Source organism: Chryseobacterium sp. X308 (assembly GCF_020733145.1).
Lineage (GTDB): Bacteria > Bacteroidota > Bacteroidia > Flavobacteriales > Weeksellaceae > Chryseobacterium > Chryseobacterium cupriresistens.
Genome location: NZ_JAJFZH010000004.1, coordinates 1 through 17,702, shown reverse-complemented (window position 1 = coordinate 17,702; position 17,702 = coordinate 1). Strand labels below are relative to the sequence as shown.

The following is a 17,702-nucleotide window of genomic DNA, read 5'->3' as shown; positions in this document are numbered from 1 at the left end:
TTGTATTGATAAGGGAAGGGATCAAAACAAAACTTCCTGTGATTATATTGCTCACAGGAGAATTGATGCTGGAGCTGACGGATTTAACAGACCGGCTGATGAAATTAAATACACTCAATACTTATAATTATATATTGAGCCAGTTTTTTGGTTTGATGATCCTTACTGTGATTTACAGCAATTATTATATCCGGCTTTCCCGTCAATTAAGGTGGATGATTTACTGTTATGCTGTACTGGTGCTGATTACCAATGTGCTGTATGTTCAGAATGATAAAAAGGTTACTTTTTATTTCAACATTATCACCAGTATTATTATTTGTAGTTATGCGGCCTCTTATTTTATGAAAATTATCAGGGAAGGTAGGGTAAACAGAGATCTGTTTATTGTGAACATCATCGTTTTTCTGTTTTTCTCTATAGAATGTATCATCTCCACTACCTTTAATTTCTTAATCAGCAATCATCTGAACTGGGTAGCTCCTGTCTGGCTTTTTAGAGGCATTCTGCTATTGTCTTTTTATCTTGCTTTTATTAATCTGGGATGGGGCGTTGGGAAAATCAGGATCAGATAGTTCTATGGATATGGATTGGTATTGGACTGTTTTTTTTAACAACATTATTCATTACATTATTGGTAATTAATTACTTGAAAAGTATAAAGAAAAATAAACAGAAAGTCTCAAAGCTGGTCCGGAACACCCAAAAAGAATATCGGGAAAATATGCTGCTGGTACAGGAACAGGACAGAGAAAGGCTGGCAGAAGAACTTCATGATAATATTATCTCACAATTGAATCTTATCCGTTTGAATATCAATGATAAAAAACCGGAAGAATTGAATCGTGATTTAAAGAAATCGATGCAGCTGATCCGGGAGTTATCTCATAATCTTACGCCGCCTGATCTCGATGAGATAGAACTGGAAGATTTAATTGCAGATTATCTTGATCAGATCAATAAAAATATAGAGGTCGTTTTCAGTCATATGACGGTCAGAACCCCGATCAGCAACCCTGTAAAACTAAATCTTTTCAGAATTGTTCAGGAACTGATCACCAATATTTTAAAGCATGCCGAAGCTACCAGAGTAGATGTCTCACTGAGAATCTCTCTGAATTATTTAATATTAACCATAGAGGATAACGGCCGTGGGTTCGCTATTGAAAACCAGTCAGGAGGGATCGGGCTGAAGAATATTCAGTCCAGAGCTCAAAAAATTAAAGCCATCTATAAACTTAAAACCCAGCCTGAAAAAGGCACAAAATTCATTGCCTGTATGGCAATACAATAAAAAATAAACATGGAACACTCAAAAATTAAAATCGGAATTGTAGATGATGACCTGCTGTTTGTACAGCTTTTGAAAAATTATATTGAAAACAATGGAGATTATCAGGTTGTACTTACCTCAACGGGAGGATATCAGTTTCTTAAAGAAAAGGATTTTGTTTCTTTAGATATCCTGATTCTGGATCTGAGAATGAGCAACGGTGACGGTCTTGAAGTAATGGCCGAACTGGCTCAAAAAGAAAGTGAAACAAAAATCATTGTTCTTACCAGCTTCTACCGCCGCTCATTCATGGGGCAGATGCTGAAGCTGGGAGCGCATGCTTTTTTGCCTAAAGAAATTGAACTGGAGGAATTATTATCTGTTATAAAGGCGGTTTATCATACAGGGCATTACTTTTCCAATGATCAGATCGATGTGATGAGAACCCAGCTTTCCAATAAACTGCCGGAGTTTCACGCGTTCTCCAAAAATGAACTGACAGACAGGGAAATTGATGTTTTAAGACTAGTCTGCCAGCAGCTGAGTACCAAAGAAATTGCAGATTCTCTGTTTATTTCACCCAAAACAGTAGAAACCCACAAGACTAATCTCATGATTAAAACCGGCGTGAAAAATATGGCCGGACTTGTTATTTATGCCGTACAGAATAAGGTAATAGATCCGGATGAAATCATATTGTTCGATAAATAGTCTGATCCAAAAAGAATCAGGGAGCACTTCAAAGTACTCCCTGATCACAAGAAATCTAAAAAAACACTATAATTTAGGATGTAATATTTTAGCGATAGAAACGGCATCTGCCACTGTATCTAGGCTGTAGATCTGGATAACACCCTGTGTAGTGGCTGCCTGACCTAAGATGTTCTGCTGGTTTTGTGCATTCACTGCATTTTCAAACATAATTCCTGTAGAATGGGCTGCAGATTGATACACGTTGGCCAAAGCCATTGCAGGAGATTCTCCTACTACTTTTACGTTCGATTGCGTTACTGCGTCTGTGATTTGTTCGTTTACTGGCATAATGATTATTGTTTATTTGGGTTAAAAACAACCGGAATTTCCGGTTGTTCGGATAATGATATTTAAGCTATTCGCAAAAACGAATTAAGGATTAAGGATTTTAGCGATTGAAACTGCATCAGCCACAGTATCCAGGCTGTAGATCTGTGCAATACCCTGTGTAGTTGCCGCCTGAGTAACAATGTTTTGCTGGTTCTGGGTATTCACTGCATTTTCAAAAAGAATTCCCGTAGAATGAGCTGCTGATTGATATACGTTGGCCATCGCTATGGCAGGAGATTCTGCTACTACTTTTACGTTGGATTGCGTTACCGCGTCTGTGATTTGTTCGTTTACTGGCATAATGATTATTGTTTATTGAGGTTAAAAAACAACCGGAGTTTCCGGTTGTTCGGATAATTGATTATAATAGGTTCGTAAAAAAGTGATTACGGAGTAAGGATTTTAGCAATAGAAACCGCATCGGCTATCGTATCCAGACTGTAGATTTGAGTTACTCCCTGTGTAGTCGCTGCCTGGGTAACAATATTTTGCTGGTTTTGAGTGTTGATTGCATTTTCAAACATAATTCCTGTAGAATGTGCTGCTGACTGATATACGTTACTTAGAGCCATTGCAGGAGATTCTGCTACTACTTTTACGTTGGATTGCGTTACTGCGTCTGTGATTTTTTCGTTTACTGGCATAATGATTATTGTTTATTTTGATTAAAATTACCGGGTTTTCCGGTGGGTTAATTTATTCTGCGGTAGGCAAAATCTGATTAAGGTTTAAGAATTTTAGCAATAGAAAGAGCATCAGCGATGGTATCTTTGCTGTAGATTTGAGTTACACCCTGTGTAGTGGCTGCCTGGGTAACAATATTATGCTGATTTTGAGCGTTGGTCGCATTTTCAAACATAATTCCTGTAGAATGTGCAGCAGATTGATACACATTACTTAACGCCATTGCAGGAGATTCTGCCACTACTTTTACGTTAGACTGCGTTACTGCGTCTGTGATTTGTTCATTAACTGGCATAATGATGATGATTTATTGGGTTAAAAACAACCGGGCTTTCCGGCTGAGGTGATTACTTTTATCAAAAAGTTTAAAAATTAAGGCTTAAGAATCTTAGCCATAGATACTGCGTCTGCTACAGTGTCCAGGCTATAGATCTGCAGGATTCCCTGAGTGGTTGCCGCCTGGCCTAAAATATTCTGCTGATTTTGCGTGTTTACCGCATTTTCAAACATGATTCCTGTAGAATGGGCTGCAGATTGATACACGTTGGCTAGTGCCATTGCAGGAGATTCTCCCACTACTTTTACGTTCGATTGTGTTACTGCGTCTGTGATTTGTTCATTAACTGGCATAATGGTAATTGTTTTTTTTGAGATCGGATCTCGGTTAATAAATTATTGAAGTAAACTAGTTTATATCTGGGTTTTAAACTCACCACAGATCCTGCAGATCAATGCGTTTCAAAAACATTGGTATAGACAGGTTATGAATAAATTGGCTCTGAAGGGTGGCTCTGAATACAATGGCTGAAACCCCTGTCTGTAAAATCTGCGCGAGTTTAAAGCATATTTTTTCTAAAAAGGATGCGGTCTTATTTTTAATATCTGTCTTAAAAATAAATTCCTGCTGCAGGTATGCTGTCAATGCCGGATTCCTTTGGGCTAACGATGGATTCTGAATGATTGCTTTTGTACATCGACAGCATCTGAAAGGCGGTGCAAAAATAAATGTTGACCTGATTGTATATATGCTGAGGGCACCGGATTTCATCTTTGCAGAGAAATAAACCGCATCCGTAGTTGTGGAGCCGGAATTAGAAACGCTGTTTTCTAAATGACTCCAATTCCTTTATTTTTATATTTTTGGGACTCATTTTTTTTAATCCCATCACATAATGGCTGATCCCGGTCATAGCATTCCGTTGCTGATTCAATGCAGAATTGATTTGCATCTGTCCGGTGGAATGTGCGCTTACCTGTGCGGAAATAGCCTGAGGTACTGCGGTAGACATTCCGGTAACGATTGTATCAATTTCGTTCATATTAATTCGTTTTGGTGGTTCTAAGGTTTGATATTACCCAATCTTGTATTCAGCTTATTCATCCGCTCCATTATTTTAAGTTCTTTCTCCTTTACCTTTGCTGTAGAGGCTTCCTGCAGCTTTTTCAGCTGTTCTTCATAATTCATGACAGGGGTTTCAGGCGGTGGAGGAGCAGCAACAGGAACAGGGGCTGCTTCGTGCTGTTTTACGGCTTCTTCCAGTTTTTCCAGGAGAGGGGCAAGCGACTTCATGGTCTCTTTGACAGCTTTGTCCCTGATATAACTGATAATTTCATCTTCATGTCTTAACACAAAAGGCATGATTTCTTTTTCCACCATCTCAGGTTCCGTTACAGGTACCGGAGGTTGGGGAGCAGGAGCTTTCTTGCGGATTCTTTTACACATACTTATTGTTTTATACTATTGTAAAGAATAAAAATGTCTTGTTACAGCAGATAGTTAATAAATGCAGAAGCAGATTTCCAATCCCGGTTGAGGTCTTTAACAACGTTATAACCTGTAATTTCTAAAGCAATACATGCAGAGATAGCGCTGGCAGTCAGCATTTCTTTTAACTGATGCGGAGGAAGGGTCAGGATATAATCATCCGGAATAATCAGAGATTTACTGCCGGATGGAACTTCATTTACTATGATACTCAGAATTTCCTGAAAATAATGGGCGATGAGCTTGGAGGCCTGAAATTCCAGTTCTCTTTTTAAGGCAACCATCTCATCCTGGGTAACCAGTTCGGAAATGGCACTTACATCCACGTCATGTACGGAATACTGAGCTTCACCCGTATTAGATGGAGTAATCGTAATATCTGATTTCAGTATCCATTTTGATCTTTCAAGATTGATCGTGAGAAGTTTTGAATCATAATCAGGAACTGCAATTTCGTTCAGGGTGGTAAGAGGCAGGATTCTTACATTGCAGTAAAATACTTTTGGATCATCCAGCTTGACCATGATTACGGCAATTCCTGTCGATTTATCTTTAGGTTCCACTACAAAAGACTGAAAATGGTTGTACCTTTTGCCTCCTCTGCCGATGCAGTTAACCAGTCGTAAAGACGGTTGAATATTAATGTCTGATGTCTGAAGATTAAATACAAATCGTTCCGAATTGTGCTCCGTCTTTTTAGGTTCTGAACTTTTGGTGTCCAGATAACTGATTTCATTGCTTTTGAGCAGATAAAGTCTTTCATTTAAATCATCTAAGCTTTCCAGATTTAAAATTTTGGCGGGTTTGGTTACTGAGGAATAATTCATCTTTTATTTATTTTAATTTTTTCAATGAGCTGGGCTATTATTGTTTTTTTCTTGGGATCACCTTCAGTTTCGACCGAAGGAATTACCGCTTCTTTGATCTCCGGTTTTACAAGTGGCTGTGTCAGTTTAACCGACTTTAATACTAATTTTCCCCCATGATCAGCCGTGATAAAGCTTTTTCTCATACTTTCTGTTTCTGAGGAGACTTCTTCCGGAACCGGATCTACCCGTTTTTTTTTTCGGGATCTTCATCTTCAGAGGAAACTTCCGTATAGGATGGGGGAGAAGGAAGTGCTTCTGAGACAGGAAGCGCGTTGACATTATAGATCGTATTGGAAATTTTTGCCTTTACTTCAGCATAATCACTTACCATTTTGAATAAGTCTTTCATCATTTCATTGCCTTTTCCTGCATCCTGACCCTGAATATTTTCAGCCATCTGAACAGAAGTTTCTTTACTCCCCGGCGCCGGCCCGAAAGTGGTTCCATAGGTCAGTAGATTATTGGCCAGTCTGCTCAATGCAATAAGACCTACCTGCTCAAATCCTTTTAAAAAAGACTGTAAATCCTGAACCATCATTCCTGTAGACTGTTCTATCATTACTTTGGTTACTCCGGTCATTGGAGAAGCTTTAGGCGGAGCCAGTACCTCACTGTTCACAAATACTACAGCTTTCTCCGCCGGAGTGGTAGCATTGGCCGCCTGGGATTGTTGGGTTTCACTGTTGTTTTCACTCATGATGGTAAGGTTTTAAATTATCCTTTTAAAATTTTAATGGCATCTGCAACAATCGCAGGGTTGAGCTGGTTCAAGTTCTGCTGGTTTGTCACAGAATTCTGAATGGAAATTCCACTGGCATGGGTGGCCATCTGGTAAAGCATACTCATAGCCTGTGCGGGAGACTCACCAAGTACCGTAACGTTAGTCTGCGTTACTGCATCTGTAGTCTGGGTGTTTACTGTTTCTGCCATATTCTGGGTTTAATGGGTTACTATTTTTAAACTAAATGTTGACTATGAGATTGTTGATCTCTTTTGTCTGATACAAATTTCAGCAATCAGAATAAATCTTCATTAAGGGAAAAAACGGAATTTTAAAAAATAAGGGAATTCTCTTATGGGTGAATTTTTAATCAAGAGTCTTTATTATAGTTAAGCGTTTACATAGTTAAATAAACAAATACATCATCTGGGAATACGGGTAAACCCTGAATTTCTGAAAATGGGTTTTTCCCCTTTAACGAGTCAGAATGTTTCCGCGGAAATTTGTGTTATTAATATTGGTGTAAACTCCAGAAATCAAATAAATAACCTTAAATAAAAACTATTATGAGCATTATAGGAAAATACAATAATTTGTTTTTCAGTGCAAAAGGAACAAATGAAAAAGCCAGGATAGGAGTCAGGCTGAAAAACGGACAGATAAAAATAATGACTGTGAGAGAAGTTTTCAATACCTATTTCATCGGAAACAGGGAAAGCGAAAGAAAGATGCTGGAAACCCTGGAACTGATGGGAGGAGATATAAAAGATATCATTCTGGTGCTTGATATTTATAATGCAGATTATCTATCTGAAGGAGACTATAAATTCAACCATGATCAATGGGAAAGTGACAAATATGAAAAAGAAAGAAAGGAAAAGTACGGGGATGTCAGTGAAAAGGAGAGATATGAAGTTAATATCATTATGAATGCCAAGGTCATTACAGCTTCCGTATATCGGGATCTGCAGCAATTGTTTTTTATCAAAAAATTTCATGAAAGAAGATGGGATAAGGGAAGTAAAAGTAAAGAATTTATGAGGCAAAGACTTGATTTATTGAGAAATGAAACACAAGGCACTCCTGATCTCCAGACGATGACATTCTACAGAACAATGGGAGAAACAGAGTTTAAAGGAATAAGTGAATGGGCAGAAAAATATAGGGCAGAGGGCGGAAATATAAAAACTGATCTTACTTTCAATCATGAAATAATGAATACAAAAGTATTTGCCAACAATAATATACCAAATGAGATACCCGTTAGGCACCATTTGGGCGGATACAGCCAGGCCAGATGGTATGCGAGACCTGACAGGCATCAGTTTAAATTTCTCGTGCAGTTTGTATTGAATAAGAATGCTAAAGGATTCTTAGGAAATCCGGAGCAGTTAGTTTTACAAAGAACATCCAAAAATAGTAATTCTGCGGTAGCAAAAATTAAATCATGGTTTGAAGACAACGAAATATTGGTTGAAGAAATAAGTAATAGTGAAGGACAAAAAGCAGGTAGAATAGGTCTTAAAAATGAAGATAAGGAAGGGGAAGGATTAAGTATTTCGTTAGGGGAGAGCAGAGATACTCAGGAAATATTTCAAAGTTTGCTCAGCAGAATACGCCTTATTGAAGTAATTAATCCGGAATAGATTTTTCAGAATTAATATATTAAAAGACAGCCCTTTCAATAAAAGGCTGTCTTTTTAATAAACAGATTATGCTGAAAATGGATGATTCTCCAGTTCTTTTCTCTTTCTCCAGAAGAAATAAGCCACAACAGCTGTAGCAATAGGCAGGGCAATACCAAACTCATCAATATAATAGTTGGTGTTTCCTGTATCTACAGTAAGAGGTGTAAAAATAGACTGGATAAAAAGGTTATGACTGGCATGTAAAATAACACCTGTCCATAAACTTCCGGATTTTAATCTTAACCATGTAAAGATGAAACAAGCGGCAAATATCATCACCGTAAAACACGTAAGAGCCAGCCATTTGGGGCCGCCTGTATTATAATTGGAGAAAAGCAGAAGAGGATAATGGTAGATCGACCAGATTACACCCATCCAAAGAGAAGTAGCGGTATAGGAATTGATCTTGGCCAATTGAGGCGTCAGAAGACCACGCCAGCCTATCTCTTCTCCCAGTGCAGAGCCTACTGAACGTACCATGCCAAAACTGCTCATCAGAATAACATACAGAATGATCGTGAGACCATCTGGAAGGTTCCAGCCCATTCCTTTGCCAATTTCCGCTACAAATTCATGATTATAAAAGCCGCCGGCACCACTGATCCAGATGATGAGGTAAGGTACCAAACTATAAAGAACGGGAATACAATAGGCCATTATCTGGTATTTTGTTGGTTCCCACTTCCATCCCAGGGAAGAAATGGGGATATTTCGGATACGGCAGGTAAGAAATGCAGCAATAGCGGGACACCACATGACAATGGTTGCATAAGAGATTATTCCGCCGCCAAGTTTTCCGGTGCTGATACACATATAATAAACAGGAAGACAGAAAAGCAGGGTAAGAATGAGATAAGTGGCAATATTCTTCCTGACTTCGGATTTGGATATTGTATTTTCCATAAACTGATCTGGTGCTAAAGTTTATAAATGACTGAAAAATAGAAAGTTATTTTTAAATAAAAATACACTTATTTTTTATATTAATAATAATTTAAACATCAGCGGATGTAAGAAAAGATTTTAATAATGAAAACAGTAAATTAGCTAAAATATTTTCCGAATACCTAAACGATGTCCAAGCTAAAAGCCATAAGAGAACAAAAGAACCTGACCCAGGAAGAGCTGTCAGAACAATCAAAAATTTCTGTAAGAACCATTCAACGTATAGAATCGGGAACAGAACCTAAAGGACATACCCTCAGAGCACTGGCTCAGGCCTTAGGAATAGAAGAGATTGAATTGCAGCAGGACCAACCACAAATAATTTCAGAAACAGATGAGGTTGAAATAGAAGTAAAAGAAGAGGAAGCTCCAATCAATTATTCATACATTAAAATCATTAACCTTTCCTCGTTAATATTTACTCTTTTACCGCCACTCAATATTTTTGTGCCACTTATTCTCATGCATAGTATGAAGCAGAGAAACAGTCTTGCAAGACAGATTATTTCCGTTCAGATGATCTGGACAGTGATGGCGCCTATTACCTTCATGCTCGGCATCTTTTTAAAGTTCGGAAAACAGTTTACCCTGATCCTGATGATCCTCATTGTTCTCTCCAATGTATTTATTATCCTTCGGAATGCAGCCGAGATAGATAAGAATAAAAAACTTTATTTCAGGCTGAAATTCAGTATGATATAAAACCTGTCAGGACTTTGTCGGGTTTTTGTCGGGTTCTTTTTTACCCAAAAAAGAAAATGAAGTAGAATCTTTGTCAAAAAAATAACAATGACAAAGTCTTCAAAATTCTTCCTTCCTTTTTTTATGCTGTTGATGAATATCACGCAGGCACAAACAGAAAAAACAGATCCTCTGTATAAAACCATTATGTCGAAAGACAGCGTGTTTTTTTCTGTGGGCTACAATACCTGCAACATTAAACTGATGGAAAACCTGTTAAGCGAAAAGTTTGAATTTTATCACGATAAAGGCGGTTTTGAGGACAGGGAAAAATTTATCATTGATTTTAAAAACGGATTATGCAAATCCCCGGAGACCTATCAGCTCAAAAGAGTGCTTGTTGATAAAAGCACAGAAGTTTATCCCATGTATAAAGATGGGAAGATTTACGCTGCTATTCAGAACGGAGATCACCTTTTTTATGAAAAGATGGGAAGCCAAGCTGAGAAACTAGTCGGGGAAGCAAAATTTACTCATTTATGGATGCTGGAAAATAATGAGTGGAAGCTTAAAAATTCATTGAGTTTTAATCATCATCCGAAGCAGACTACCGATAGTGAAAGGATGTTTGATAACGATCAGTCGATGCAAAGCTGGCTGAAAGAGAATAATATTCCTGCCCTGGGATTAGGAATTATAGAAGGAGGAAAGTTGCAGCAGGTGAAAGTTTTTGGCGAAATAAAGAAAGGAATTTCAGCTCCGCTCAATACTTTTTTTAATGTAGCATCACTTACAAAACCTGTTACGGCAATGGTTGTATTACGATTGGTAAGTCTTGGGAAATGGAAGCTTGATGAACCTCTTGATTCCTACTGGATAGATCCCGATATTTCGAATGATCCAAGGCATACAAAATTAAGGACCAGAATGATCCTGAGCCATCAGACAGGTTTTCCCAACTGGAGATGGATGAATGCCGATAAAAAACTGAACTTTCAGTTTGACCCCGGCACCAGATACCAATACTCGGGAGAAGGTTTTGAATACCTTCGGAAAGCACTGGAAAAGAAGTTTGGAAAATCGCTCGATCAGCTTGCGAAAGAACTTATTTTTCAGCCACTGAGAATGAAAAATACCCATTATATCTGGGATCAGAATACCGATGAATCAAGATTTGCTATAGGATATGATAAAGATGGAAAAGCTTATCCAACCGAAAAAAACAAAACGGCCAATGCGGCTGATGATCTCCATACTACGGTTGAAGATTACGGCAACTTTATGGGGAGTGTCATGAAAGGGAAGAACCTGAAACCGGATGTTTTTCAGGAAATGATCAAAAAACAGGTCAAAGTAAAAGATCAAAAATATTTCGGCCTGGGGTTCGAGATATATGACCTTGGAAACGGTGATTATGCCTTGTCACACAGCGGAGCTGATCAGGGAACACGATGTATTGCCATCATAATACCGGGTTCAGGTAAGGGAATTATAATTTTTACCAATATTGATGATGGTTATAAAGTGTATGAGAAGCTGGTTCTCCATTATCTGGGTAAGGAAGGAAAGAAAATTGTAGATATAGAAACCAGATAACAGATTGGTTTTTTCAGGTTTAAATAATGTTGTGATAAATCTTTGTATCTTCGGGGTATCAATCTGAAAACAAGAAAGATAATCAAAAGATTTGTTTTCAGGATGCAATACGATGAACAGAAAAAAAACGAAAGCTATGTGGCAATATTATCTCATCCTTGCAGCAGGAATCATTCTGTTTGCGGCAGCATTATTAAGCTTCAAAAATACTCTTTCATTCCTGAAAAAAGCAGAAAAGGCAACGGCAACCGTTACCTCATTAAGGGAATATGAATCAGAGGGAACCGTATTCAGTCCTGTCTTTACCTTCCGCGCGCAAAACAATATAGACTATACTTTTGAACTGGCGGAAGGAACCAATCCCTCGGCATGGGCCGTTGGGGAAACAGAAACTGTGATCTATGATCCTGAAGATCCTTCCTCAGTAAGTTTATATACCTATTTCAGAATTTTTGCCTGGCCTTTAATCCTGATCTCAATAGCACTGCCGTTACTGGTAGTGGGAAGCGGGTATTTTATTGCAGAACGGTTTCTGAAATAATCTGCTCTTCCATATTTCTATTTTACTTTTTCAAGAAGATATAATTTACCACCGGAAAATCCCAGTTTAGGCATCAGATTACCTTCCAGCACCATTGTTTTATTGGTTACATCGATAACGGAAATATAGCTATTGGAATTGTATTCGATATAATTCTCCTTTTCTTTCGTTGAAGGATTTTTTCCGAATTCCATTGAATATTTTACCCAATCTTCATCCTGTGTGCTGCAATGTACGGGCTTGAATTTGGACCTCTTAGCCTTGAAAACAATCTGATCAAAACCTTCCGTACATTCCGAAGTAAATGTTCCGTCCGGATTCTGATCTTTTGAAAAATCCTCAAAAGAACCACGGTAGACGCCCACTACTTTCCAGGTACCATCCAGACGGTCTTCATCAATTTTCCCCTTTGCTTTGCTCACTGCCCAGCTGATTCCGTTAACGGTTCCCTTTACCGCTTTGTAACTTAAATTTACCGCTCCGGAAACCACTTTAGTCGCTGTTCTTACCACACATGAATGGAGAACGAATACAGCCGAAGCCAGCAATAGGAATTTCTTCATTTTGACAATTTTTTCAGATACGAAGATAATACTTTAGAAAAAATAATAAAGATACTATTGCCGGAAAAAAGCTATGGATCAACTAAATTCTGACAAAAGAGGAAAGCTGCTATACAATGATTCTTTATCCCCTTAATCTTCATTGATGCCATGCAGAATCTCTCCACCTTCCAGAGACATTTCAATAGCCTGGTTACTATATATGATCATTTGTTTTTCGTAATCGGTAACAGCTGTCTGAATACTGTTTCTGCTGATCAAATAATTGGTTAAAAGGGCAGCATCTGCAAAGGCCGTATTAGCTCCGACTCCTCCTGCAGGGCTCATTGTATGAACGGCATCACCCAGTGCTGTAATATTTCCGGACTTCCACTGTTCTTTTGGTAAAGAAGACCGGATAGGGGTTACGGATAATGAAGAAAGATCAGCATAATGAAATAATGCCTTAAGCTGCGGGTGCCACAGACAGGTTACTTTATTAATAGCATTCAAAATTTCTTCTGCTGATAAGCTGTAAAAATCGGATTTTACCATTCCGAAAGCCTGAGGATTCCCGATGAATGCCCAATAAAAATAATCGGAAAACGGGCTGAGAAGGTCCCATGATGTTTCTTTTCTGGAAAAATCAAAGGTCATAAAATCTGTAATTAAAGAAAACCGGTCGCCAATAATCACAGACGTTCCTTCCTGCAATTCCCGGGCAATAGCTTTCTGAGCTTCCGGGGAATAAAAAGTTCTTCCATAGATGGTAATATTCCCGGTATTGATCTTTTTGTCTTTGCAATACTCCTTTCCGATTCTGGAATGAACACCATCGGCTGCTACTACAAGATCTGCGGTATAGGTGGAACCGTCTGCAAATGTAAGCTCCACTTCACCGCTTTCTGATTCTTTCCAGTCTGTGAGTTCCTTCCCAAAGCAGATATGAGCCTGTAATCCCTGCAGTAAAATTTCACGCAATGTCAGACGGTTGGGTTTCAGGTCAGGCATTTCTTTTACACCGTCACTCCAGGATTCTACCAGTGTATTTCGGGAACTTTCAAGCGTTGTTGTCAAAACCTTCATTCCGCTGTAGCTTGCAGCACAGGTGTTAAGGAATAAACTATACAAATTCTCCGGAAGACATTCCTGTAAGGCTTTTCTGCCAGGCTCATTGACTCTGATTCTATATCCTTGTGAACGTGTGTTTATGGCAGCATCTTTTTCAAATACGGTACAGGATATTCCATTCTTCTGTAAGCGCTGAGCAAGACACAGACCTCCCAGTCCGGCTCCTATAACAGCAATACGTTTGCTTTTCAGTTGTTGTATCATCATAATTGTTGATCAATCGTGTTATTTGTTTTTAATGATTGATAAGGGCAAAATTAGAATCTGCAACCGTGGAGTCCGAGAGGTATTTAATGGTGATGATGGGACAGATCATGGTTTTTAGCTCTGAACTGTAAAGCAGTCATCCCCGTTCTTTTTTTAAAGAAGCGTGAAAAATAAACAGGATCATCATAGCCCAGTTCAAAGGCAACTTGTTTTACATCCATACTGGTATAAAACAGCAGGCGCCGGGCTTCCCACAAAACTTTCTGTTGTATCCAGAAGCTGGCAGGATATCCGGTGACATCTTTTACCGCTTCATTCAGATAAAGCGGAGTTATATTGAGGAAATCTGCATACTGCTGTACCTGTTTGGTATTTCTGAAGTGATCTGTGATCAGCTTCTTAAATTGTCTTGTAATCGAATATCTTTGTGCATGATGCTTAAAGCCTTCTGTATCAACGCTTGAAATTTTTGAAATCATAATTCCGACAGCAGATTCAGCCAATGCTCTTTTGATGGAAGCAATAGGTAATGCCGGATCATTTTCAGCTTTTTCAAACAGGGGAGGCAGGTCAAAAATAATATCATTTTCCATAACAGCCGAAGACTGATGAAGCCATTGGTGCAGATCCAGTATTTCCCGGTAAGATTCAGGAATAAGTTCAGCTTCTACAAATAAAAACCATCCTTCGTTATCTTTCTGATGAATGTACTGATGGATTTGCCCGGGGCCGGCAAAACACAGGGAAGAACCTTTCAATTCTATCCTCTTAAAGTCTATTTCTATCACAAAGTCTCCTTTCTGCTGAAGAATAAACATATAATGATCATCCCTGTGAATTTCTGCCTGTTTCTCATGAAAAATGGATAACGGCATCAGTTTCACCGCTGAATTTTCCAGTTGATTGTGATGGGAAGGAATTACTTTTTTCATATCATCAGATCTAAACCTTACGAAGATACGTGATAAATCATAAGTAATGAATGATGAACAGGACTTTAGAGTGTCTTGCCAATATCCTATCTTCCTGTCCGGTTTACCGCCCGAAATTCAGGATTCACCGTTTAATGTGACCTTGTTAACGTATTTGCACTTACTTCCGGCTTGGCTTTACCATAATTTTACCATCACAAAACATCACTATTATGAATACTACATTGAACTTCAGTAAAAAAATACAATTCGTTTTGTCCCTGATTATTTTTATGGGAACAGGATTATTGTCTTTACACGCACAGACATATACCACGGGTGATAAAGATGCGGAAAACATCAGATCCGCTTTTCAGAACACAAAACAAATAAAAGCCGGGTTATTGAACGTTGGGTATGCAGAAGTGGGTCCGGCCAATGGAAAACCGGTTATCCTTCTTCATGGATGGCCCTATGATATCCATAGTTTTGAAGAGTCCTCCGCTATACTTGCTGAAAAAGGTTACCGTGTTCTGGTCCCGTATTTAAGAGGATATGGTACAACGACCTTTATTTCTCCCAATACAAAACGCAACGGCCAGCAGAGTGCTGTTGCATTGGATATCATTGCTTTTATGGATGCCCTGAAAATCGATAAGGCCATCATTGGTGGTTTCGATTGGGGAGCCAGAACTGCAGATATCATGGCAGCCCTGTGGCCTGAACGATGCATCGGACTGGTAGCGGTAAGCGGCTATTTGATTGGAAGTCCAAAGGCCAATGAAAAACCTTTGCCTCCGAATGCCGAGTTGTTATGGTGGTATCAGTATTATTTTTCAACGGAAAGAGGGTATAAGGGGTATAAAGCCAATACTTTAGCCTTTAATAAACTGATCTGGAAAACGGCTTCGCCAAAATGGGCTTTTGATGACCAGACCTACGAGCGTTCCGCGAAAGCATTCGATAATCCTGATCATGTAGATATCGTGATCCATAATTACCGCTGGCGTCTGGGATTGGCAAAAGGAGAAAAGCAATATGATGCACTTGAAGCCAGGCTGGCAAAATCTCCGTCCATTTCAGTTCCAACGGTTACTCTGGAAGGTGATGCCAACGGAGCTGCATTTCCCCCACCGGAAAGTTATGCTTCCAGATTTACAGGTCAATATTCACATCATACTTTAACGGGCGGAATTGGACACAATTTGCCACAGGAAGCTCCAAAAGCATTTGCAGATGCAATTATGGAAGTAGACTCTATGTCGCAAACCAGATAAAAATCTGATAGGATAAAACAAAAACCACTGCTCAATACAGTGGTTTTTTATCTTTATTTTATCCTCAACTAGTTTTCAGATTCTTCTTCAAGCTTCAGCTTATTTACCAAAGGATTGGCATACATGGCCAGGAAATACTCTCTGGAAACAGGATCAGACGGGTCAATACGCATTTCAAGTCTGCGGACAAATAACTGTTTTTCCTGCTCCGTATATTCGGAAGCGTAAGTATTGGTGTTGTGCAGAAGATCATACGCAATATACTTGGTCGGCCAAAGCTTATAATTACTGATGATGGATTGGTCAATTACCTGTGCAATGGCCTGCAGCTGTTTATTTTTATTATCAATGCTGGCTGCTATTTCATCCAGTTCTTTATCCAGAACATCACCGGCATGAAGGTGAATACGTTTCTTTTGACCCAGAATTCCGCTGATAATGTTGGTGAAATCTTCATTTTTCCCTTTAATGTATTCCTCATCTCTGTGTTGTGCCAGCAGTTGAGGCATTTTTAAGGAATCTGTAGGATCATATTCATAGGAGATTGAGATAGGAACAATCTTTAATGTTTTAAAATAATCTGTAATACATTGATCTCCGGCTGCCATGGCAAGCATTTTCAAAACACCTTGCTGAGTAGAATCGTTACCGTTTTTGGTACGGCCTTCACGCTGGGCAATCCATACAGAACGGTTTTCGTAAAGCAGAAGCTCTTTAATATATTCAGACATCGTCTGTGAACTGGTAAGTTGTTCACGAAGGGGCAGACCTCTTTGTACCAAAAAATTCCGGTTCAGTTTTGCCAGCACGTTTAAGAACTTTTTACGGACAAGATTATCGCCAATGGCAGAAGCAGTCATTACATAACCTCCTTCCAGCAATACCAGATTAAGCAGTGAAGTATCCAGAACAATATCCCTGTGGTTCGAGATGAATAGGTAAGAATTGCTTTTGTCCAGCTTATCAAAACCAGAAGTCGTTAAACCGTCAGAACTTTTTGCAAGGATCTGGCGAACGGCAAAGGCTACAAACTGATGCTGGAAATCACTGATGGAATGAACATGCTTAAACTGTTCCAGCCAAACCTGCTCATCCGTATCAGGAAAAGTAAAATTCATAAAGGCTTTCATCATGGGATCACGGGCGATGCTCTGTAATCTCTCATTCACTTCCTGATCATTGAAATACCGGATTTCATCAAACTTAGACATGCGGTTAGGTAAAAATTAAAACTTTTTGCAAAAGAACGAAAATTTATCGGGGGAGAGGCTATAAAGGGTGTTAAAGTATTATGAAGGGCGTAGGAGTTGGTTGAAACAGCTGTACAATAAGTATCTGACGCCCCCCTTCATCCGTTCACTATGCACACACAAAACACATAAAACACATAAACAAACACACACCAATAAGCGCCCACTTTGTCATTCCGCAGGAATATAAACAGTAGTTTATCCTCATTTATCATCAGAAAGCTTTCTATGCCCTGGATTCTTACGGAATGACAAACGCTGTGGATAGGCTAAGCGAATAGGTTGTAGTATGTTGAAACAAGTAATTATGCATACGTACACAATAAACATCCACCTTGTCATTCCGCAGGAATCTACACTGTTGGTTTATCCTCATTATCATCAGAATGCTTCTATGCCTGGATTCCTCCGGAATGACAAACGTTGCGGATAGACTAAGTGAATAGTCTGTAGTATGTTGAAGCAAGTAACTATTCACGTACACACAAATAAACGCCCACCTTGTCATTCCGCAGGAATCTACACTGTTAGTTTATCC

Annotated in this window: 25 protein-coding genes; 9 read left to right on the top strand and 16 right to left on the bottom strand. The window is 38.9% G+C overall.

Annotated features, from left to right (window positions below):
• The first annotated feature begins 38 nt into the window (after positions 1-38).
• The 3 genes from LIV57_RS06270 to LIV57_RS06260 all read left to right on the top strand — a co-directional run bounded on the left by LIV57_RS06270 (position 39) and on the right by LIV57_RS06260 (position 1,984).
• Positions 39-575 carry a hypothetical protein gene (locus LIV57_RS06270; protein ID WP_227941905.1) on the top strand — a complete coding sequence of 179 codons (537 nt, stop codon included), beginning with the start codon at positions 39-41 and terminating at the stop codon, positions 573-575.
• A 74-nt stretch (positions 576-649) separates the two neighbouring features.
• Entirely contained in the window at positions 650-1,294 is a 645-nt protein-coding gene (locus LIV57_RS06265) for a sensor histidine kinase (RefSeq protein ID WP_227941904.1), read from the top strand.
• A gap of 9 nt (positions 1,295-1,303) precedes the next feature.
• Positions 1,304-1,984: a response regulator transcription factor gene (locus LIV57_RS06260; RefSeq protein ID WP_227941903.1), complete on the top strand. Its 681-nt coding sequence runs from the start codon at positions 1,304-1,306 to the stop codon at positions 1,982-1,984.
• A gap of 66 nt (positions 1,985-2,050) precedes the next feature.
• On the opposite strand, the gene LIV57_RS06255 is transcribed toward LIV57_RS06260, so the two are convergent.
• The 11 genes from LIV57_RS06255 to LIV57_RS06205 form a co-directional block, all read right to left on the bottom strand.
• Entirely contained in the window at positions 2,051-2,314 is a 264-nt protein-coding gene (locus LIV57_RS06255; protein WP_034697228.1) for a RebB family R body protein, read from the bottom strand.
• A gap of 84 nt (positions 2,315-2,398) precedes the next feature.
• A complete protein-coding gene (locus tag LIV57_RS06250; protein ID WP_227941902.1) occupies positions 2,399-2,656 on the bottom strand; it encodes a RebB family R body protein in 258 nt (85 codons plus the stop codon).
• Between the two features lie 86 nt (positions 2,657-2,742).
• Positions 2,743-3,000, bottom strand: a complete 258-nt coding sequence (locus LIV57_RS06245) for a RebB family R body protein (protein ID WP_034697225.1) — start codon at positions 2,998-3,000, stop codon at positions 2,743-2,745.
• Between the two features lie 77 nt (positions 3,001-3,077).
• The gene (locus tag LIV57_RS06240) at positions 3,078-3,335 is read right to left on the bottom strand and encodes a RebB family R body protein (RefSeq protein WP_034697223.1); all 258 of its coding nucleotides are present in this window, start codon (positions 3,333-3,335) and stop codon (positions 3,078-3,080) included.
• A gap of 77 nt (positions 3,336-3,412) precedes the next feature.
• Entirely contained in the window at positions 3,413-3,670 is a 258-nt protein-coding gene (locus LIV57_RS06235; protein ID WP_110011409.1) for a RebB family R body protein, read from the bottom strand.
• A gap of 461 nt (positions 3,671-4,131) precedes the next feature.
• Entirely contained in the window at positions 4,132-4,359 is a 228-nt protein-coding gene (locus LIV57_RS06230) for a RebB family R body protein (protein WP_137905248.1), read from the bottom strand.
• Between the two features lie 20 nt (positions 4,360-4,379).
• Positions 4,380-4,763, bottom strand: coding sequence for a hypothetical protein (locus LIV57_RS06225; RefSeq protein ID WP_227941901.1), 384 nt, complete (start codon positions 4,761-4,763; stop codon positions 4,380-4,382).
• Between the two features lie 41 nt (positions 4,764-4,804).
• Positions 4,805-5,632: a hypothetical protein gene (locus LIV57_RS06220; RefSeq protein WP_227941900.1), complete on the bottom strand. Its 828-nt coding sequence runs from the start codon at positions 5,630-5,632 to the stop codon at positions 4,805-4,807.
• Positions 5,629-5,817, bottom strand: a complete 189-nt coding sequence (locus tag LIV57_RS06215; RefSeq protein ID WP_227941899.1) for a hypothetical protein — start codon at positions 5,815-5,817, stop codon at positions 5,629-5,631. The genes LIV57_RS06220 and LIV57_RS06215 overlap by 4 nt, the downstream gene beginning before the upstream one ends.
• Positions 5,818-5,855: 38 nt before the next feature.
• Entirely contained in the window at positions 5,856-6,371 is a 516-nt protein-coding gene (locus LIV57_RS06210; protein ID WP_227941898.1) for a hypothetical protein, read from the bottom strand.
• Between the two features lie 17 nt (positions 6,372-6,388).
• Positions 6,389-6,604 (bottom strand): RebB family R body protein, encoded by a 216-nt coding sequence (locus LIV57_RS06205; protein ID WP_034697211.1) that lies wholly within the window; start codon positions 6,602-6,604, stop codon positions 6,389-6,391.
• 357 nt (positions 6,605-6,961) lie between these two features.
• Between LIV57_RS06205 and LIV57_RS06200 the strand changes: the two genes are divergently transcribed.
• Positions 6,962-8,041: a hypothetical protein gene (locus LIV57_RS06200; RefSeq protein WP_227941897.1), complete on the top strand. Its 1,080-nt coding sequence runs from the start codon at positions 6,962-6,964 to the stop codon at positions 8,039-8,041.
• A gap of 66 nt (positions 8,042-8,107) precedes the next feature.
• On the opposite strand, the gene LIV57_RS06195 is transcribed toward LIV57_RS06200, so the two are convergent.
• Complete coding sequence (locus tag LIV57_RS06195; protein ID WP_227941896.1) at positions 8,108-8,986, bottom strand: CPBP family intramembrane glutamic endopeptidase; 879 nt, start codon at positions 8,984-8,986, stop codon at positions 8,108-8,110.
• A gap of 171 nt (positions 8,987-9,157) precedes the next feature.
• Here LIV57_RS06195 and LIV57_RS06190 point away from each other — a divergent pair, with 171 nt between their 5' ends.
• The 3 genes from LIV57_RS06190 to LIV57_RS06180 all read left to right on the top strand — a co-directional run bounded on the left by LIV57_RS06190 (position 9,158) and on the right by LIV57_RS06180 (position 11,846).
• Positions 9,158-9,730, top strand: a complete 573-nt coding sequence (locus LIV57_RS06190; RefSeq protein WP_227941895.1) for a helix-turn-helix domain-containing protein — start codon at positions 9,158-9,160, stop codon at positions 9,728-9,730.
• 87 nt (positions 9,731-9,817) lie between these two features.
• Positions 9,818-11,305 (top strand): class A beta-lactamase-related serine hydrolase, encoded by a 1,488-nt coding sequence (locus tag LIV57_RS06185; RefSeq protein ID WP_227941894.1) that lies wholly within the window; start codon positions 9,818-9,820, stop codon positions 11,303-11,305.
• Between the two features lie 112 nt (positions 11,306-11,417).
• Positions 11,418-11,846 (top strand): DUF3592 domain-containing protein, encoded by a 429-nt coding sequence (locus LIV57_RS06180; protein ID WP_227941893.1) that lies wholly within the window; start codon positions 11,418-11,420, stop codon positions 11,844-11,846.
• 17 nt (positions 11,847-11,863) lie between these two features.
• Here the strand turns inward: LIV57_RS06180 and LIV57_RS06175 are convergent, their stop codons facing one another.
• The 3 genes from LIV57_RS06175 to LIV57_RS06165 form a co-directional block, all read right to left on the bottom strand.
• Positions 11,864-12,409, bottom strand: a complete 546-nt coding sequence (locus LIV57_RS06175) for a hypothetical protein (protein WP_227941892.1) — start codon at positions 12,407-12,409, stop codon at positions 11,864-11,866.
• Between the two features lie 132 nt (positions 12,410-12,541).
• A complete protein-coding gene (locus LIV57_RS06170) occupies positions 12,542-13,726 on the bottom strand; it encodes an FAD-dependent oxidoreductase (RefSeq protein WP_227941891.1) in 1,185 nt (394 codons plus the stop codon).
• A gap of 83 nt (positions 13,727-13,809) precedes the next feature.
• The gene (locus tag LIV57_RS06165; RefSeq protein ID WP_227941890.1) at positions 13,810-14,658 is read right to left on the bottom strand and encodes a helix-turn-helix domain-containing protein; all 849 of its coding nucleotides are present in this window, start codon (positions 14,656-14,658) and stop codon (positions 13,810-13,812) included.
• Positions 14,659-14,870: 212 nt separating this feature from the next.
• Between LIV57_RS06165 and LIV57_RS06160 the strand changes: the two genes are divergently transcribed.
• A complete protein-coding gene (locus LIV57_RS06160; RefSeq protein WP_227941889.1) occupies positions 14,871-15,914 on the top strand; it encodes an alpha/beta fold hydrolase in 1,044 nt (347 codons plus the stop codon).
• 68 nt (positions 15,915-15,982) lie between these two features.
• Here the strand turns inward: LIV57_RS06160 and LIV57_RS06155 are convergent, their stop codons facing one another.
• Positions 15,983-17,125, bottom strand: a complete 1,143-nt coding sequence (locus LIV57_RS06155) for a 1-acyl-sn-glycerol-3-phosphate acyltransferase (RefSeq protein WP_227941888.1) — start codon at positions 17,123-17,125, stop codon at positions 15,983-15,985.
• 346 nt (positions 17,126-17,471) lie between these two features.
• Between LIV57_RS06155 and LIV57_RS22875 the strand changes: the two genes are divergently transcribed.
• On the top strand, positions 17,472-17,597 hold the full coding sequence (locus tag LIV57_RS22875) for a hypothetical protein (protein ID WP_262908308.1): 126 nt from the start codon (positions 17,472-17,474) through the stop codon (positions 17,595-17,597).
• The last annotated feature ends 105 nt before the right edge of the window (positions 17,598-17,702 follow it).

Excerpts from the sequence above, each read along its gene's own strand:
- LIV57_RS06260 (WP_227941903.1), top strand. The coding sequence starts at position 1,304 with ATGGAACACTCAAAAATTAAAATCGGAATTGTAGATGATGACCTGCTG.
- LIV57_RS06255 (WP_034697228.1), bottom strand. The coding sequence starts at position 2,314 with ATGCCAGTAAACGAACAAATCACAGACGCAGTAACGCAATCGAACGTA.
- LIV57_RS06250 (WP_227941902.1), bottom strand. The coding sequence starts at position 2,656 with ATGCCAGTAAACGAACAAATCACAGACGCGGTAACGCAATCCAACGTA.
- LIV57_RS06245 (WP_034697225.1), bottom strand. The coding sequence starts at position 3,000 with ATGCCAGTAAACGAAAAAATCACAGACGCAGTAACGCAATCCAACGTA.
- LIV57_RS06240 (WP_034697223.1), bottom strand. The coding sequence starts at position 3,335 with ATGCCAGTTAATGAACAAATCACAGACGCAGTAACGCAGTCTAACGTA.
- LIV57_RS06235 (WP_110011409.1), bottom strand. The coding sequence starts at position 3,670 with ATGCCAGTTAATGAACAAATCACAGACGCAGTAACACAATCGAACGTA.
- LIV57_RS06230 (WP_137905248.1), bottom strand. The coding sequence starts at position 4,359 with ATGAACGAAATTGATACAATCGTTACCGGAATGTCTACCGCAGTACCT.
- LIV57_RS06225 (WP_227941901.1), bottom strand. The coding sequence starts at position 4,763 with ATGTGTAAAAGAATCCGCAAGAAAGCTCCTGCTCCCCAACCTCCGGTA.
- LIV57_RS06220 (WP_227941900.1), bottom strand. The coding sequence starts at position 5,632 with ATGAATTATTCCTCAGTAACCAAACCCGCCAAAATTTTAAATCTGGAA.
- LIV57_RS06215 (WP_227941899.1), bottom strand. The coding sequence starts at position 5,817 with ATGAGAAAAAGCTTTATCACGGCTGATCATGGGGGAAAATTAGTATTA.
- LIV57_RS06210 (WP_227941898.1), bottom strand. The coding sequence starts at position 6,371 with ATGAGTGAAAACAACAGTGAAACCCAACAATCCCAGGCGGCCAATGCT.
- LIV57_RS06205 (WP_034697211.1), bottom strand. The coding sequence starts at position 6,604 with ATGGCAGAAACAGTAAACACCCAGACTACAGATGCAGTAACGCAGACT.
- LIV57_RS06200 (WP_227941897.1), top strand. The coding sequence starts at position 6,962 with ATGAGCATTATAGGAAAATACAATAATTTGTTTTTCAGTGCAAAAGGA.
- LIV57_RS06195 (WP_227941896.1), bottom strand. The coding sequence starts at position 8,986 with ATGGAAAATACAATATCCAAATCCGAAGTCAGGAAGAATATTGCCACT.
- LIV57_RS06190 (WP_227941895.1), top strand. The coding sequence starts at position 9,158 with ATGTCCAAGCTAAAAGCCATAAGAGAACAAAAGAACCTGACCCAGGAA.
- LIV57_RS06185 (WP_227941894.1), top strand. The coding sequence starts at position 9,818 with ATGACAAAGTCTTCAAAATTCTTCCTTCCTTTTTTTATGCTGTTGATG.
- LIV57_RS06180 (WP_227941893.1), top strand. The coding sequence starts at position 11,418 with ATGAACAGAAAAAAAACGAAAGCTATGTGGCAATATTATCTCATCCTT.
- LIV57_RS06175 (WP_227941892.1), bottom strand. The coding sequence starts at position 12,409 with ATGAAGAAATTCCTATTGCTGGCTTCGGCTGTATTCGTTCTCCATTCA.
- LIV57_RS06170 (WP_227941891.1), bottom strand. The coding sequence starts at position 13,726 with ATGATGATACAACAACTGAAAAGCAAACGTATTGCTGTTATAGGAGCC.
- LIV57_RS06165 (WP_227941890.1), bottom strand. The coding sequence starts at position 14,658 with ATGAAAAAAGTAATTCCTTCCCATCACAATCAACTGGAAAATTCAGCG.
- LIV57_RS06160 (WP_227941889.1), top strand. The coding sequence starts at position 14,871 with ATGAATACTACATTGAACTTCAGTAAAAAAATACAATTCGTTTTGTCC.
- LIV57_RS06155 (WP_227941888.1), bottom strand. The coding sequence starts at position 17,125 with ATGTCTAAGTTTGATGAAATCCGGTATTTCAATGATCAGGAAGTGAAT.
- LIV57_RS22875 (WP_262908308.1), top strand. The coding sequence starts at position 17,472 with ATGCATACGTACACAATAAACATCCACCTTGTCATTCCGCAGGAATCT.